The organism is Sporosarcina aquimarina, assembly GCF_033253705.1.
Lineage (GTDB): Bacteria > Bacillota > Bacilli > Bacillales_A > Planococcaceae > Sporosarcina > Sporosarcina aquimarina.
The window spans coordinates 380,077-394,307 of record NZ_JAUBDH010000001.1; the positions used below are offsets into that span (position 1 = coordinate 380,077).

General features: G+C 44.3%; 12 protein-coding genes. 8 read left to right on the top strand and 4 right to left on the bottom strand.

The annotated features are described in order from the left end of the window. The first annotated feature begins 100 nt into the window (after positions 1-100). Together QT716_RS01815 and QT716_RS01820 are read left to right on the top strand one after the other, a co-directional pair. Complete coding sequence (locus QT716_RS01815; RefSeq protein WP_317934023.1) at positions 101-652, top strand: hypothetical protein; 552 nt, start codon at positions 101-103, stop codon at positions 650-652. Positions 653-773: 121 nt separating this feature from the next. Then, the gene (locus tag QT716_RS01820) at positions 774-1,508 is read left to right on the top strand and encodes a sulfite exporter TauE/SafE family protein (protein WP_317934025.1); all 735 of its coding nucleotides are present in this window, start codon (positions 774-776) and stop codon (positions 1,506-1,508) included. A gap of 53 nt (positions 1,509-1,561) precedes the next feature. On the opposite strand, the gene rsgA is transcribed toward QT716_RS01820, so the two are convergent. Next, complete coding sequence (gene rsgA, locus QT716_RS01825; RefSeq protein ID WP_317934026.1) at positions 1,562-2,626, bottom strand: ribosome small subunit-dependent GTPase A; 1,065 nt, start codon at positions 2,624-2,626, stop codon at positions 1,562-1,564. Between the two features lie 377 nt (positions 2,627-3,003). Between rsgA and QT716_RS01830 the strand changes: the two genes are divergently transcribed. Next, a complete protein-coding gene (locus tag QT716_RS01830; protein ID WP_317934027.1) occupies positions 3,004-4,458 on the top strand; it encodes a plasmid pRiA4b ORF-3 family protein in 1,455 nt (484 codons plus the stop codon). A 56-nt stretch (positions 4,459-4,514) separates the two neighbouring features. Here the strand turns inward: QT716_RS01830 and QT716_RS01835 are convergent, their stop codons facing one another. After that, positions 4,515-5,825: an aminotransferase class V-fold PLP-dependent enzyme gene (locus QT716_RS01835; protein ID WP_317934028.1), complete on the bottom strand. Its 1,311-nt coding sequence runs from the start codon at positions 5,823-5,825 to the stop codon at positions 4,515-4,517. Between the two features lie 193 nt (positions 5,826-6,018). Here QT716_RS01835 and QT716_RS01840 point away from each other — a divergent pair, with 193 nt between their 5' ends. Together QT716_RS01840 and QT716_RS01845 are read left to right on the top strand one after the other, a co-directional pair. Then, positions 6,019-7,188, top strand: a complete 1,170-nt coding sequence (locus QT716_RS01840; protein ID WP_317934030.1) for an ankyrin repeat domain-containing protein — start codon at positions 6,019-6,021, stop codon at positions 7,186-7,188. 128 nt (positions 7,189-7,316) lie between these two features. Then, positions 7,317-8,252, top strand: coding sequence for a carbohydrate kinase family protein (locus QT716_RS01845; RefSeq protein ID WP_317934031.1), 936 nt, complete (start codon positions 7,317-7,319; stop codon positions 8,250-8,252). 49 nt (positions 8,253-8,301) lie between these two features. Here QT716_RS01845 and QT716_RS01850 read toward each other — a convergent pair whose 3' ends face one another. Next, positions 8,302-9,873 carry a putative bifunctional diguanylate cyclase/phosphodiesterase gene (locus tag QT716_RS01850; RefSeq protein ID WP_317934032.1) on the bottom strand — a complete coding sequence of 524 codons (1,572 nt, stop codon included), beginning with the start codon at positions 9,871-9,873 and terminating at the stop codon, positions 8,302-8,304. Positions 9,874-10,238: 365 nt separating this feature from the next. Further along, on the bottom strand, positions 10,239-11,111 hold the full coding sequence (locus tag QT716_RS01855; protein ID WP_317934033.1) for a glycerophosphodiester phosphodiesterase family protein: 873 nt from the start codon (positions 11,109-11,111) through the stop codon (positions 10,239-10,241). 155 nt (positions 11,112-11,266) lie between these two features. Here QT716_RS01855 and QT716_RS01860 point away from each other — a divergent pair, with 155 nt between their 5' ends. The 3 genes from QT716_RS01860 to QT716_RS01870 are packed head-to-tail and all read left to right on the top strand — an operon-like array spanning position 11,267 to position 14,114. Further along, positions 11,267-12,400: an ABC transporter ATP-binding protein gene (locus tag QT716_RS01860; protein ID WP_317934034.1), complete on the top strand. Its 1,134-nt coding sequence runs from the start codon at positions 11,267-11,269 to the stop codon at positions 12,398-12,400. After that, the gene (locus tag QT716_RS01865; RefSeq protein ID WP_317934036.1) at positions 12,397-13,299 is read left to right on the top strand and encodes a carbohydrate ABC transporter permease; all 903 of its coding nucleotides are present in this window, start codon (positions 12,397-12,399) and stop codon (positions 13,297-13,299) included. The genes QT716_RS01860 and QT716_RS01865 overlap by 4 nt, the downstream gene beginning before the upstream one ends. Further along, positions 13,296-14,114, top strand: coding sequence for a carbohydrate ABC transporter permease (locus tag QT716_RS01870; RefSeq protein WP_317934038.1), 819 nt, complete (start codon positions 13,296-13,298; stop codon positions 14,112-14,114). Before QT716_RS01865 ends, QT716_RS01870 begins: the two co-directional genes overlap by 4 nt. Positions 14,115-14,231: the final 117 nt, after the last annotated feature.

Consider the following 14,231-nt stretch of genomic DNA (forward strand, 5'->3'; position numbering starts at 1 on the left):
AGTAGTTACGATTTATAGTTTTCCGTGATGTACATAAATGAGATTTAAACCTATGGTATACTGATTCAAAAGTATCCTATTAATGAAAGAAGGAGAAATTATGAAAAAAGATATGCGCTATATTTGTTATCCGTTCATGAGAGAAACACCATCTACTGTCGACTTTGAAATCCGTACAGACTCGCTGACGACTCGAATCGGAGAAGCATTATCCCTGACGGCAGACGTGGAAAAAGTACAAACGGATCTCCGCTGGCTGCAGCCGCTTGCATACCATTTAAATGGTTCAGTTCGAGGGAAACTGGCAATTTTTCCGGTAGATTTAGAGCGCCTTAGTGAAATGTATGATGAATACGTAGCTGAGCTGGGTGAGCTGATTGAGCAATTCGTCCTTCCACAAGGAACACATGCTGCAACCGTTCTCCATGTGTGCCGAAGTGAAGCGAAAAAATCTGTTCGCGCACTGCACAAAGTTTCTGTGGAGCGTGATGTCCCTGAAATTCTATTCGACTTCGCACAACTAATGGCCAACGTATTATTCGTCATGGCTGTCTATACGAACAAATCACACGGATGTGACGAAATTCCGTTCATCAGTAAATCATATCCGCACCGTAAGATGAAAAAGACGACATCTTCCACTACCTCTTAATAATGAGGTAGATGGAAATGATTCGCAACATAAGGAACCCTTATGTTATTCATTAAAAACTATCGAATTCACTTATGCTGCTTGTGAGAGTATACTGGAAGCAGAAGGGAGGCGAGTGAATATGGAATACGTGCTACTCTTTTTCATAGCACTTGTCGCAATGATGCTTGGAACACTTGCAGGCGGAGGCGGTCTTATCACGATGCCCGCAATGCTGCTTATGGGAATTCCAATCCACTCTGTAATCGGAGCCAGTAAGATCTCCACGACCTTCAGTTCTTTCACTACGTTCTTAACCGTTCTCCTGAAAAAACAAATCACACTCCGTGAATCATGGTGGATTCTCCCGCTCTCCTTAACCGCCGGTACAGTCGGGGGGCTGATTGCCACTCACATATCGGACGCTGCTCTTTATAAGCTGGCCATCGTCTTGCTGATTGGCGCATTTTTCACTTCTTTTCTATCGAAAGCCGACTTTTCGGGTATAGCGACCTTGCAGCCATCAAAAACTGGCGTGACAGGGCTTCTTGGAATTGGTTTGTATGATGGATTATTTGGTCCTGGGCAGGGAACGTTACTCCTCTTTTTGTTCAATCAATTAAAAATATCCTACATGCGCTCAATCGGATTTGTTCGACTCGCCTCGTTTTCAAGTGGATTGGGTGCTGCCATCACCTATATGGCAATGGGGAAAATAATTTGGCCCATCGCCCTTGCACTTGTACTCGGTTCGATGTCTGGTGCGCAAATCGGTGTCCATATTGCAGAGAAGCTGAATCCTAAGCACGTTCGAATCTTACTCAGGCTTGTCATCATCGGATTGATTATCCAGTTGATTGTCAAAGCCATTATATAAGCATGAAGAAAGGAAGCGATCCATCGACCGCTTTCATTTTTTTATGTCAAAACTCATTTGCGCTGTGATTTAGTAATCGTTTTCCATTTTTTTCGTTCAGCAGCTTGCGCTTGTGTATTTGTTTTACGTTCCAAGTAGGCAATTTCGCGCTGAAGTTTGAGATAGCTTGCGAATCGGTCTTCGGCGAGGGATCCATCCGATAATGCCCGTTGTATTGCACATCCTGGTTCAAACTGATGTCGGCAATCATTAAACTTGCATGAAGCAGATAACGAATCGATATCAGAAAAACTGCCTTCAATACTTTCGTGGTCGTTCCAAAGCTGAAATTCTCGCATTCCGGGTGTGTCGATGAGTGCACCGCCTGCAGGCAATGGAATAAGTTCGCGATGTGTTGTCGTGTGGCGGCCTTTCGCATCATCTTCCCGAATCGTTTGGACAGTCATCGTTTGGTCTCCGCAGATAGCGTTGACTAACGAAGACTTTCCGACACCGGACGACCCTAACAGTGCAGCGGTCTTTCCATCTTCAAGAAGTGCCATGACATGTTCAATGCCATCGCCAGTCTTACTGCTGACTGCGAGTACATCCGTACCAAAAGCAATCTCTTGCGCCTGTTCGATGAAATCCTCAGGTGCCTCGCATAGATCTTCTTTTGTCAGCACAATGACGGGCACGGCGCCTGAGTCATACGCCGCGACCAAATAGCGTTCCAGCCTTCGGATGTTAAAATCATCATTCACCGAAGTAACGAGGAACACGATGTCGACATTCACTGCAATGAGTTGTTCTGTCATCGTTTCACCCGCAGTTTTCCGGGAGAAAATAGAAGTTCGCGGTAAAATCGAGTGGATAATTCCGCGTTGCTCTCCGGGCATTTGTTCAAGTGCTACCCAATCACCAACGGCAGGATAATCCTGGCGATCCAGTGCGTTATGAAGTAAAGAACCGGAACAGACCGATAACCATTCGCCTTGTTCGGTGAAAACCCGATACATATGTTTGTGTTCCAATATAACGCGTCCTATCGTGTACGTGTCTTTCTTTAGTTCGTTCCGTTGTTCGTTCCAATATGTTTGATGCACTTCGTTCCAACCATAATTCTTCAATGTTTTCAAATGAATTCCTCCTAAATATGGGCATAGAAAAAAGCATGGGTCCGCGGATTGGACTCCATGCTTTCACGCGCATATCAGAAGAAACATGCCGATTGTTAAGGCATGGCAGGTGAAAGTATGGGTCCAATCCAATTTACAATCGTCAAGTTGAAGTTTGCCATAGTGATCACCTGCTTTCTGGAAGATATATTTATCATAAGGAATGACTCTATAAAAGTCAATGAATTTTTTGAATAGTCGATTGACATAGATAGTTTTAACTCACTTAACCTATGAACAAATGCCTGTATAATAGGTATAGACGCGGAGTTCGTCCGAATTATGTTACACTATTATTAACAGCTAAACTAATTTATGCACTAAGATGAGGTGACTTTATGAAGTCTTATATACTTAAACTAACAATGATCGATGTAGAGCCGGCAGTATGGCGGAGAGTAATTATGCCAGCAGGCGCTACATTCAACCGTCTTCACGAAACGATTCAGCGTGTGACCAACTTCGAAAGTTACAATGTCGATGAACCGTACCACTTCTTTGAAGTCGTAGTGGACGATGTATGCATTACGAATAATTTGGAGCAGCGAGAAGAACTGAGAGAAGGTTCTAAACTCACTCCAAAACAGCCGACACGGATAAAAATCGATAAATATATTGAGAAGCACAAGGAATTGACGTACACATACGATTTTGGAGACGGATGGCGTTTCTTAGTCGAACTCGAAGAGATTGTAGAAGACTATCATTTCGGATTCCCTACAGTACTGGACGGAGAAGGCGACGCGCCTCCTGAAGATGTAGGCGGACCAGGCGGATTCGCTTCGTTTTTGTCAATCATCGAGAATCCTGCACACCCCGAACATGCTCATATGACAGAGTGGATGAAAGGTAGGGAATTTAAGCCGTATGACAAACAAGCTATCAATGACGTGTTGAAACAAGTGAAGTATAAGAAAACCGAGTGGAATGAAGTTAACCACCAAAACTACAAGATTATAAGCGATCCATATCGGGATTCGGAGATGACAGAAGAGCCGTCAACTTCTGCGAAGCCTGAATCTAAACCGAAAACAAAATCTAAACTAGAACCACAAGCTAAAACTAAAAAAGCCAATCCGTTTGCGGAGCATCAGGATACGATTTTAGCTTATATCCGTGCGACTACCCGTCTTTACGGAATGGTGCCGTATGCGCGTGTAATTTCTTTGTATAACACACAAAACGAACATCAGATTACAGTAGAAGAGCTTAGTGAATTCATCGAGGCAAGTGATGTAAGTGTCAGCTTACAAGAAGAGAACATCTTCTATAAAGACGGCGTATTACTTGGGTCGAAACTAATTGGAATCGACCCAGATGTCTTCGTTCGGGAAACAATCGAAAAGCCTTATTATGAGCCAGCGAAAGAAGACGTTCTTCTCTTGGCAGATCCAGGATATGTAGAGAAAACGCCGGAACTGCAGCAATTGGAAAAACTCTTCTTGGAAGAACACATTCCACAAATTCAAGTGGATCGCATGCTTTTCACGTTCATGGAAGGTCTTTCCAAATGGCATGCAAACTTCATGGAAGTGATCGGCCGTCTGATGGCACAAGCGGGTCCATTGGAAGAAGAAAGCGTGAAACGTATAGTTCCCGTAGCGATTAATGTATCAAATGCGGTTCGTTTAATTGAAAACAGAGGACATACACCGCAAGAAATGTCTCTTGTAGAAAGAACACAAGTGAAACCATTAACAAAAGATTCGGCTGTTGCTGAGAAGAAGGTCGGACGCAATGATCCGTGTCCTTGCGGAAGCGGTAAGAAATATAAGAAATGCCACGGTAAATGATCCACACATAAAAATGCCTTTGCTTGTAAACGAAAACAAGCAAAGGCATTTTCTAATTAGAATATACGAGTTTTTAAATTTACAAGCACTTCGTCCAGAATTTCGAAAAACCGGTCGATCTCTTCAACTGTATTGTAATGGACAAGGCTAATCCGGAGGGCACTCCCTCCGAAAGAAGGTGCTAATCGTTTCATCAGATTAATGGCCAAATAGTTTCCAGTTCGAGCTTCGACACCGGCTTCATTCAATTCACGACCGAGTACATCTGGTTCGATGCCTTCAATATTGAATGAAAACACAGGCAGACGTTCAGCGGATTGTTCAGCCGTTTTTCCGTATAAGACGACATGTTCGACATCTGCAAGTTTCGCAAGGAAGTGATCCGTTAATTGCTGTTCAAAAAGATGAGCGAAATGCATGGCACCAGCGAGTTCACGCCGCTTAGGGCGAGCTTGTGCAAGCGGGGTTTCATCTAAAGAAAAACCATTCGCTTGTGCATCTTTTGTTACTTGCGCCAAATAGTCCATCGAGCCGATAAACCCTTCGATGCCTTCGTGATTTTGTGATCCGACTTCAAAGAAGTACGCATCTTTCTCGAGTTCTTCCTTAATACGCCAGCCATTCAACCGGTTTAAGTGATCGCGGTTCACGTATCCAAAGCCCATATGCGGGCCGAAGATTTTGTAGGTGGAGAATGCTGAGAAATCGACGCCTGCCTCTTTAACATCGAGCGCGATGTGACTGGCCGCTTGCACACCGTCTGCAACGACCAGCGCTCCTGCTGCATGAGCCATTGCAGTGATTTTTTTCATATCATGAATGGTGCCAGTCGCATTTGAAGCCCAGCCGGCTGCGACAATTTTAGGGCGCAGTGCAAGTAATTCTTCGTACTGTGCAAAATCCAAATTTCCTTGGTCATCCACATTCCACAGATGAACGTGAATGCCGCGTTCTGCAAGTTCCATCCAAGGATTTACATTTGCGTGATGATCAGCTTCTGTAATCACAATGTGATCGCCCTTTGTCAAATCTCTTCCAAGATGGTGGGCGAAAAGGTGGAAGAAGTTGGTTGCGTTTTGTCCGAAAGCGATTTCAGAATGATCGTTTGCTCCTATCAGATCAGCTGCCAGTTGTCTTGCATCAACGATAGTATGCTGCATCTCTTCAGTGCGTGCAAAAATAGTTCCTTTTTGAGCATTTCGGTGAATATAATAGTCCGTTACACGGTCGATGACAAATTGGGAAACTTGTGCACCCGCAGAGTTATCGAAAAATAACACAGGCCGTCCTTTGTAAGAACTCCCAAGACTCGGGAAATAAGTGCGTGCATGAGTAAATGTTTGCTGAAGCGCTTGCTGCTGATTCATCCAATCATCCTTTCTTTCTTTCTTTGTAAAAAGTATAGCATGATTCCATTAGTGAATGAGATTTCGAAACCCACTTAGATAGACTGATTGCTATTTTCTAACCCTTTAGTTTATTTTGATAGAAATAAGGTAAAGTACAACAACTTCGAGTACACTGAAAGTACTACAAATCAAGACGAAAAGGAGAGGTCACATGGATAGTAAACTGGAACAGCACGAGTTATTGCAAGCGGTACAGGAAGGAAACTCTGCACGTGTTGCCCAATTACTGACGGAACAAGTGGATGTAGAAGCGATAGATGACAGCGGCCGAACAGCCTTAATGGTTGCTGTGCAGCGAAATGACGTAGCAATGGTAGAGCGGCTGCTAGCTGCGGGGAGTGATCCGAATCATCGTGATCATACAGAGTTGACGCCGTTCATATGTGCAGGGGCGAATGGATTTTCGACCTCACTTGAACTGATGGCACAAGCGGGTGCGGACGTAGCGAGTGTGAATCGATTCGGCGGAACGGCATTGCTGCCTGCTGCTGAAAAAGCATATCTGCGTACTGTGGAATCTTGTTTGTCGGTAGGTGTTCCAATTGACCATGTGAATTATCTTGGCTGGTCTGCTTTACTCGAAGCGGTGATTTTAGGGGATGGCGGCCGATTGTATGCAGATGTTGTCCAGACATTATATGAAGCGGGTGCCACTGTAGATATACAAGACTTCGACGGAAAAACAGCAATCTATTATGCAGATGAACAAAAACAAAATAGGGTCCTGGAAATCTTGACTGACACGTTAGAAGACCCTCAGCATCCTGCGTTGTTAGAGGCGAAAGCATTAGCTGCAATTGGCGATTGGAATAGTGCTGCACAAGTGGTCCAAACAGCTCTCGAGTCCGACGGGGATAACTTGGATCTGCTCTACTATTCCGGCTATTACTTAGCTTCACAAGGACGATTTGAAGAAGCGCTGGAACAGTACAGCCGTGCATTGGAAGTGGCTCCAGAAGAGCTTGAATTCTATTTCTACACAGCAGGCTGCTACCGGTCCATGAACCAGTCTGAACACGCATTACTGGAGTTTGATAAAGGAGCGGAACTTTCAGCGGAAAATTCGTTTTTCCTTTATCACAAATCGAATTATTTGCGGGAGCTCGGCCGACACGGCGAAGCTGTCGATATTATGGCAATGCTTGTCGACCGCCATCCTTCTCGCTATGATTTCTGGTTCCATAAAGCGAACAGTCTACGCTCGCTTGGCCGTCATCAAGATGCGATTGAAGCAATCGAATATGCCATTCAGCTGCAGCCGAATAATCCATTGTACAGAAAGCATAAAGCGCAGTCTGAACACTTGCTGGAACAGAACTGACAACCAGCTTCGTCTTCGGATGAAGCAGTCTTTCGTATGAAATCGAATACTACAAAGGACAAAGGATGGATGTGTCTGACTAGCACAGAAGTCACTATATTTAAGATGAACTGGAGGCGGGAACCCGTATGAACAAACACGTGCTGGTTTATGGCGATGTATTCGTCGATTACATTGCAGAGGATGAGACGAATTCATCGTTTCACACCTATTTAGGTGGTGCGACCGTCAATGTAGCAGCAGGTGTTGCGCGACTTGGTGCACCGGTATCCTTCATTACAGTAACAGGAAGTGATGAGACATCGGAATTTGTCCGCAAAGAACTACAGAAAGAGGGAGTCGATTTAAGTGCCGCGATAGAAATTCCCGAAAAGCGAGTGAATGGTGTATTCGTTCACTTAACTCCTGAACACGATCGGGTATTTGCTGACTATCAAAACGAAACGCCTGATCTGCAAGTTACTGCGGCTGATTTGAAAGAAAAGACGTTTCAGCAAACATCCATTTTACATATCTGTTCGGGAACGATGTTTCACCCGACTGCCTTTCACACTACAAAACAAGCAGTCCGTATGGCGAAGGCATCAGGTGCTCTCATTTCGTTCGATGCTAACATTCGTCCTCTGCGCTGGGAGTCCGAAGAGATCTGCCGCGAAACTACAGTTTCGTTTCTTAAGGAAGCCCATTTAGTGAAGTTAACTGAAGAAGAACTGACGTTCATGATGAATACGGAGTCGCTGGAAGTCGGGATACGTAAACTGGAGAACTTTTCAATTCCCGTTGTCATGATTACTCAAGGCGAGAATGGGACACTCGTACTCATTGATGGGGAAACGATTCGGATTCCAACTGTTAAAACGACTCCAGTCGATACGACAGGTGCTGGTGATGCGTTCATGGCAGGAGTCTTATGTCAGATGTACAAGCATGGTGGAACCCTGACATTGGATGATGTGTCTGTTTGGAAAAAGATCATTCAGTTCGGAAATAGGATGGGTGCAATTTGCGTAACAAAGCCTGGCGCGCTCTCGGCAATGCCGCATGCGCAAGATCTTTTGGAATAACAAAAACGCTGTGAGCACCTAGAATTAGGTGTTCACAGCGTTTTTGCCGTTAATGGACTTTCATTAACGTAGTTAGACAATATGCCTGCTCTATTTCTTCTGCAGGAAGCGGCTTGCTAAACAAATACCCTTGTCCGAATTGGCATCCATAATGCTGAAGAAGTAAAGATTGTCCTGCCTCTTCGATGCCTTCTGCAATAAGTTCCATATCCAAATTCCGTCCCATATCGATGATGGTTTGAACAATCGACTGCATGGGTGGGTGGGTCAGCATTTCCATAGTAAAGGAACGGTCAATCTTTAAATAATCGATGGGCAAAAAAGCCAGTTTGCTTAAAGAGGAATAGCCTGTACCAAAGTCATCGATTGCCCATTTCACACCAAGAGTACGGATTTCGTCAATGATTCGAATGGATTCCCAGTCGTCTTGCATCATCGATTCGGTAATTTCCAATATGAGCAAATGTGCTGGGTATTCCGTAATCTCCAATACATCTTTAACGAGATCCGGGAACTGTGGGTTTCGGAATTGACGAATTGAGACATTGACTGCGAGCCCAATATCGCTGTTGACAGCATGCCACTCTTTAACTTGTCGGCACGCTGTCTCGAGCACCCACGTCCCAATATCATTTATAAGCATGGAGCGTTCAGCTACAGGAATGAACTCGGCAGGTGAAACGAGTCCAAGTTTTGGATGCTTCCATCGAACGAGCGCTTCAAAACTTTTCAGCAGTCCGGTTTCTAAATCGATAACGGGCTGATAGTGAAGCAGCAGCTGATCGGTTTCCAATGCATCGCGGAGATCATTTTCAAGCATCAACTGCTTGTGTTCGTCATTTTGGGATAATAAGGAATAGATAGTATACATACTGCCGCCTTGTTCTTTTGCCTGATACATCGCACGGTCAGCGTTCTTTATCAATGTGACTGCGTCTGCCCCGTGGTCAGGGAGATGGCTAATTCCGATGCTTGCAGACGCATAGAGTGTTGTATTGTGAATATTGAATGGCTTTTTAAAAGATTCAAGCACTCCTTCTGCAATTTCAATTGAACGATAATTAGGCAGTTCTGACAAGATAACAAATTCATCTCCGCCATGACGAAAAACTTGGGTGCCAAGAGGAGTGGCTTGCTTCAATCGAATGCTCACTAACTTGATGAACTGATCGCCCGATAAGTGTCCCATCGTATCATTAATGGATTTAAAACGGTCCAAATCGATGAACAATACAGCAAGTTCAGTACGTTCAGAAGCCATTTTGTCCAGAAGGTTAAATAACTGGTATCGATTCGGAAGACCGGTTAAGAAGTCATGATTTGCATTGTAAGCTAATTCAATATTGGATAACTCCAGCTTATGCTGTATTTTTTTGTTAACTTCATGTTGCTGCTCCAAGTAAAAAGCGGTCTGATCCGTTTTCCGGATCAAATAAAAGAAAACTGGAAATGCAAATAGCAGTAAAGCGCCTGTATTTAGCAGGTCATAAAAAGTTTTGTTCTCAAAGTCCAGATGATAGAACTGGATGATGAATTCTTCAAAAAGAAATGGAAGAATTACTACAAAAGTTATGAGTAAAAAGATTCGTTTGTATTTATATCTCTTTGTGGTTAGTTCCACAGTCATCCACCATTTCTGAGTTTGATTTAATGGATTAAGGAAAGAAAGTAAGCTCCATCGAATGCTTATACGTCATTTATCGACAAAAATTGCGCGATGTGAATAGCTTTATAAAAATAGAAGATTTATAGATCATGCAATTCATGGATTGTACATAGTTAATGTTCGGATCTTTATGTGATACCGGTTCCTTGTAATACAAAATAGCTCCATCAGATAGATGAACACCTAATTGTGAGTTGCATAAGTTACTAGAAGGAGCCGAAAAAGGAACCCTTATTGTTGGATTCATTTTCTACTAAAGTAATATATTTGAATTTTGTAGGGAATATTGTAAAATTGTATGTTATAATTATTTTGAAAATTTAATTTAATGATTTGTGTTGATTTAAAGACGTAATAATGAGATCGGGCTTATCAGTGAAAACACCATCGATCCCCATGGAAATCAGTGAGGAGAGTTGTTCGATTTCATTGACGGTAAAAGGATGTATAGCGAGACCGGACTCGTGCACTGTGTTAACTAGGTGTTCTGTGACAACTGATGCGTTAACACCGATTCCGGATGCATAGCGGGAAACTTTTTTCAGTTTTGCAGGAGACAATTTCGCCTTTTTTTTAAAGGAATACAGTTGAATGAGAGGGGTTCCGGGACTCAATGCATGCACTTCTTTTAAACTATCACTGCTGAATGATTGAATGATGACTTTCGGAAGCGGGTCATCTCGATCCAGCAGATGATGATCGCTCAATTGGTCGATGAGCTGTCGTTCAATTCCGGGATAACGGTCTGGAGACTTGATTTCAATATAATAATTGGTTTGGTCGCCGAATTCCCGGAGTACTTGTTCCAAAGAAGGAACGCGGAGACTCGCAAACTTTTGCGATGCGTATTCGTTAGTCGGCTGATTAAACTCTTCCGCCGGTTTGAAAGCGCTTAACACGTCAGACGAAATCTCATCAATCTCGACTTCGTGCCCATTCAGTTCGATCGAATCATTATGAAGAACAACAAGTTTCCCATCTTTCGTCCGATGGAGATCGAGTTCTATATAATGGGCCCCCATTTCAATCGCAAGTTCATAAGAAGGAAAAGTGTGGGCCGGCGCATAGGCTGATGCTCCGCGATGCGCAATAACTAGAAATGGCTCTGACGGCAGGGGGACAGGTTGTTGCACGGCAGGCACGCAACCAGAAAGGAAGAGTATGAGCAAGATGGAAACGTTAAGAACCTTCACGGGAATCTCCTCCATTTCGATTGGAATGTAAATTGTATGTAAAGATGCAGTTAACTTATGTAAATAATGCGTGATCTTGTTAATGAAAATGATACCATGGCCTTGAGAAGAGCGACAGGTCAAATGGAAGTTGACTAGCTGAAAGGATGGATTGAATGAAGAGAGTCGAACTGATTGACGTGTCCAAGTCTTATGACAAACAAGTGGATGTGATTTCGAATATTGACGTCACAATTGAACCTGGGGAGTTTTTTGTTTTGGTCGGACCATCTGGGTGCGGGAAAAGCACGATGCTGCGGATGATTGCAGGACTGGAAGAGATTACAGGTGGCGTGCTTGAAATCGGCGGCAAGCGTGCGAATCATTTATCGCCAGACAAACGGGATTTGTCGATGGTGTTTCAAAACTATGCATTGTATCCCCATCTGACCGTCTTCCAAAACATTACGTTTGGTCTTGACGTGAAAAAAGTGAAGAAAGCGGAACAAACGAAAAGAGCGAATGAAGTAGCGGAGATGCTCGGATTATCCGACTTTTTAAAAAGGAAGCCGCGTGAACTTTCGGGCGGCCAGCGACAGAGGGTTGCACTTGCCCGAGCCATTGTCAGCGAAGCACCGATTTGTTTGATGGATGAACCCCTTTCCAACTTGGATGCGAAGTTGCGGGCGCACATGAGGACTGAGATTCGCAGAATACAACGCAAGCTTGGTATTACGATGATCTATGTTACGCACGATCAAGTCGAAGCGATGACGATGGGCGACCGGATCATGATTCTCCATGAAGGGAAGATCCAGCAAGTCGGAAAGCCGATCGACATTTACAATTATCCTGCCAATCCTTTCGTTGCGACGTTCATCGGATCTCCGCCGATGAATATCAGCCCTGCTCGAATGGAGCCGACAAAGTCGGGGGTCTTCATCGGCGATACGATCCAGGTTTCGATGACGGAACAGCAGATGATCGCGGGGGCTGCGAGACCATTGCTTGCGGGGATTCGTCCAGAACATATTCAACCGGTTGTCACAGGAACTGAAATGGGCAATAAAGTTCAAGTGGACGTAACGAATGTTGAAATCCTGGGCAACGAAACCGTGTTTTCTTTCCAAGTAGGTGATCGTGAATGGATGGCGAAATGGAGCGGGCAGTGGGATATTGCGATTGGTGACCAAGTTCCAATTCTGCTGGGTTCTGAATACTTCTGTGTGTTTGATGAAGAGACAGGAGAACTGATTCGTAAACCTGAGGGGCTTGCGCATCTTTCCATAGCGAAAGAGGTGAGCTTATGACGACCGTTAAAGCGCCTGGCGTCTGGCAGCGATCTGCGAATTTACGTACGGGGTTTTTGTATTTGCTGCCATCGATTGTTTTGTTTGCGGTATTCCTTTTCTATCCGATGATCCGGACGATTTACTTAAGTTTCTTTTTAACGGACCAAAATGGAAATGCCGCTGTGAATGTGGGATTTGAAAACTATAGTTACTTACTCACATCTCCAGCATTTTTGAATAGTATGAAGGCAACCGGGTTATTTGTCCTGTATACAGTGCCCATCGGGATTATTCTATCATTATTTTTCGCTTTGCTGGCGAACGAAAAATTGAAGGGAATCGGCTTTTTCAGAACGATGTATTCCTCGACGATGGGAATTTCCGTTGCAGCCTCTTCAGTCATTTGGCTATTTTTGTTTCATCCGAGTGTGGGGTTGTTCAACCGGATTTTGGTGGCCGTCAATCTGCCTCAAGTGCAGTGGCTGCTGGATCCGGAGTGGGCGCTGTTTTCGATAGCCGTGTCTACGATTTGGATGAATACCGGATTTTCATTCCTCATCCTTCTCGGAGGATTGCAGAACATTGACGAGCATTTGTATGAAAGCTCGCGCATAGATGGAGCGGGGTATTTCTACAGACTGCGCCGCATTACGATTCCGATGCTGTCGCCAACATTATTTTTCATCATCACGATTTCCTTGATAAATGCATTTCAAACCTTTGGGCAGATTGATATTTTAACCAAAGGGGGACCTTCTCAGTCGACAAACCTGATCGTGTATTCGATCTATCGGGAAGCGTTCATCAATTACCAGTTTGGAACAGCCAGTGCTCAAGCAGTTATTTTATTCATCATCATATTGGTTGTCACAATCCTTCAATTTAAGCTCCTTGAAAAGAAGGTGCATTACCAATGAGAGACTCGACACTCAAGAAAGTCTGGATTTACTTTTTGCTGGTCGTGACATCACTGCTAGTGTTCTTCCCTGTGGTATATGCATTCATGATTTCGTTTATGAGTGGACCTGAGATTTTGCAAGGTAAGTTTTTCCCTGAGGCGTTTAAGTTCGATAACTATGTAAAGGTGTTCGATCGACTACCGTTGATGAAATACTTGATGAATAGTTTCGTCGTGTCGCTCACCGTGATGATTGGGCAGCTAGTCGTTTGCAGTTTGGCGGCCTATGCGTTTGTTTTCATCCCATTTAAAGGAAGGGACTTCGTGTTCTTCTTATTCATCTCTACGATGATGATTCCATGGGAAGCGACGATGATTCCTAACTTCTTTACGATTCAAAAGCTTGACTGGTTGAATACGTACCAAGGAATGTCACTTCCATTTTTCGCTCTTGCGTTCGGAACGTTCTTGCTGCGCCAACATTTTAAGACGATTCCGAAAGAGTTGCAGGAAGCTTCTCAAATTGCCGGTCTCAGCCGGTTTAAATTCTTTTGGAAAGTGATCTTGCCAGTTTCGAAAACGAGTCTCGTGACGCTTGGCGCGTATGGCTTCCTGACCACATGGAATATGTATTTGTGGCCGCTGCTCATTACGACGAACAGTTCGGTGCGAACGGTTCAAATCGGACTAAAGCAGCTGCAGTCGCAGGAGATGTCAACCGATTGGGGGGTGGTCATGGCCGGTGTCATTGTCGTCATCATTCCGACGCTCTTGCTGTTGTTCATCGGACAAAAGCAACTCCAGAAAGGCTTGTCGCAAGGGGCTTTGAAGTGAAACGGTGTTGATCTGTGCTTCAGACGGACGCGGGCCTACGGGATGTAGGTCATGCAACCGTTGCGGCAGGACGCCGCGAACTTAGGTTGTTTCCATCAGCATTCCGCAGGAGTCGCC

Bases quoted from the DNA above. Each gene is read 5' to 3' on its own strand.
- QT716_RS01815 (WP_317934023.1), top strand. From the start codon at position 101: ATGAAAAAAGATATGCGCTATATTTGTTATCCGTTCATGAGAGAAACA.
- QT716_RS01820 (WP_317934025.1), top strand. From the start codon at position 774: ATGGAATACGTGCTACTCTTTTTCATAGCACTTGTCGCAATGATGCTT.
- QT716_RS01830 (WP_317934027.1), top strand. From the start codon at position 3,004: ATGAAGTCTTATATACTTAAACTAACAATGATCGATGTAGAGCCGGCA.
- QT716_RS01835 (WP_317934028.1), bottom strand. From the start codon at position 5,825: ATGAATCAGCAGCAAGCGCTTCAGCAAACATTTACTCATGCACGCACT.
- QT716_RS01840 (WP_317934030.1), top strand. From the start codon at position 6,019: ATGGATAGTAAACTGGAACAGCACGAGTTATTGCAAGCGGTACAGGAA.
- QT716_RS01845 (WP_317934031.1), top strand. From the start codon at position 7,317: ATGAACAAACACGTGCTGGTTTATGGCGATGTATTCGTCGATTACATT.
- QT716_RS01860 (WP_317934034.1), top strand. From the start codon at position 11,267: ATGAAGAGAGTCGAACTGATTGACGTGTCCAAGTCTTATGACAAACAA.
- QT716_RS01865 (WP_317934036.1), top strand. From the start codon at position 12,397: ATGACGACCGTTAAAGCGCCTGGCGTCTGGCAGCGATCTGCGAATTTA.
- QT716_RS01870 (WP_317934038.1), top strand. From the start codon at position 13,296: ATGAGAGACTCGACACTCAAGAAAGTCTGGATTTACTTTTTGCTGGTC.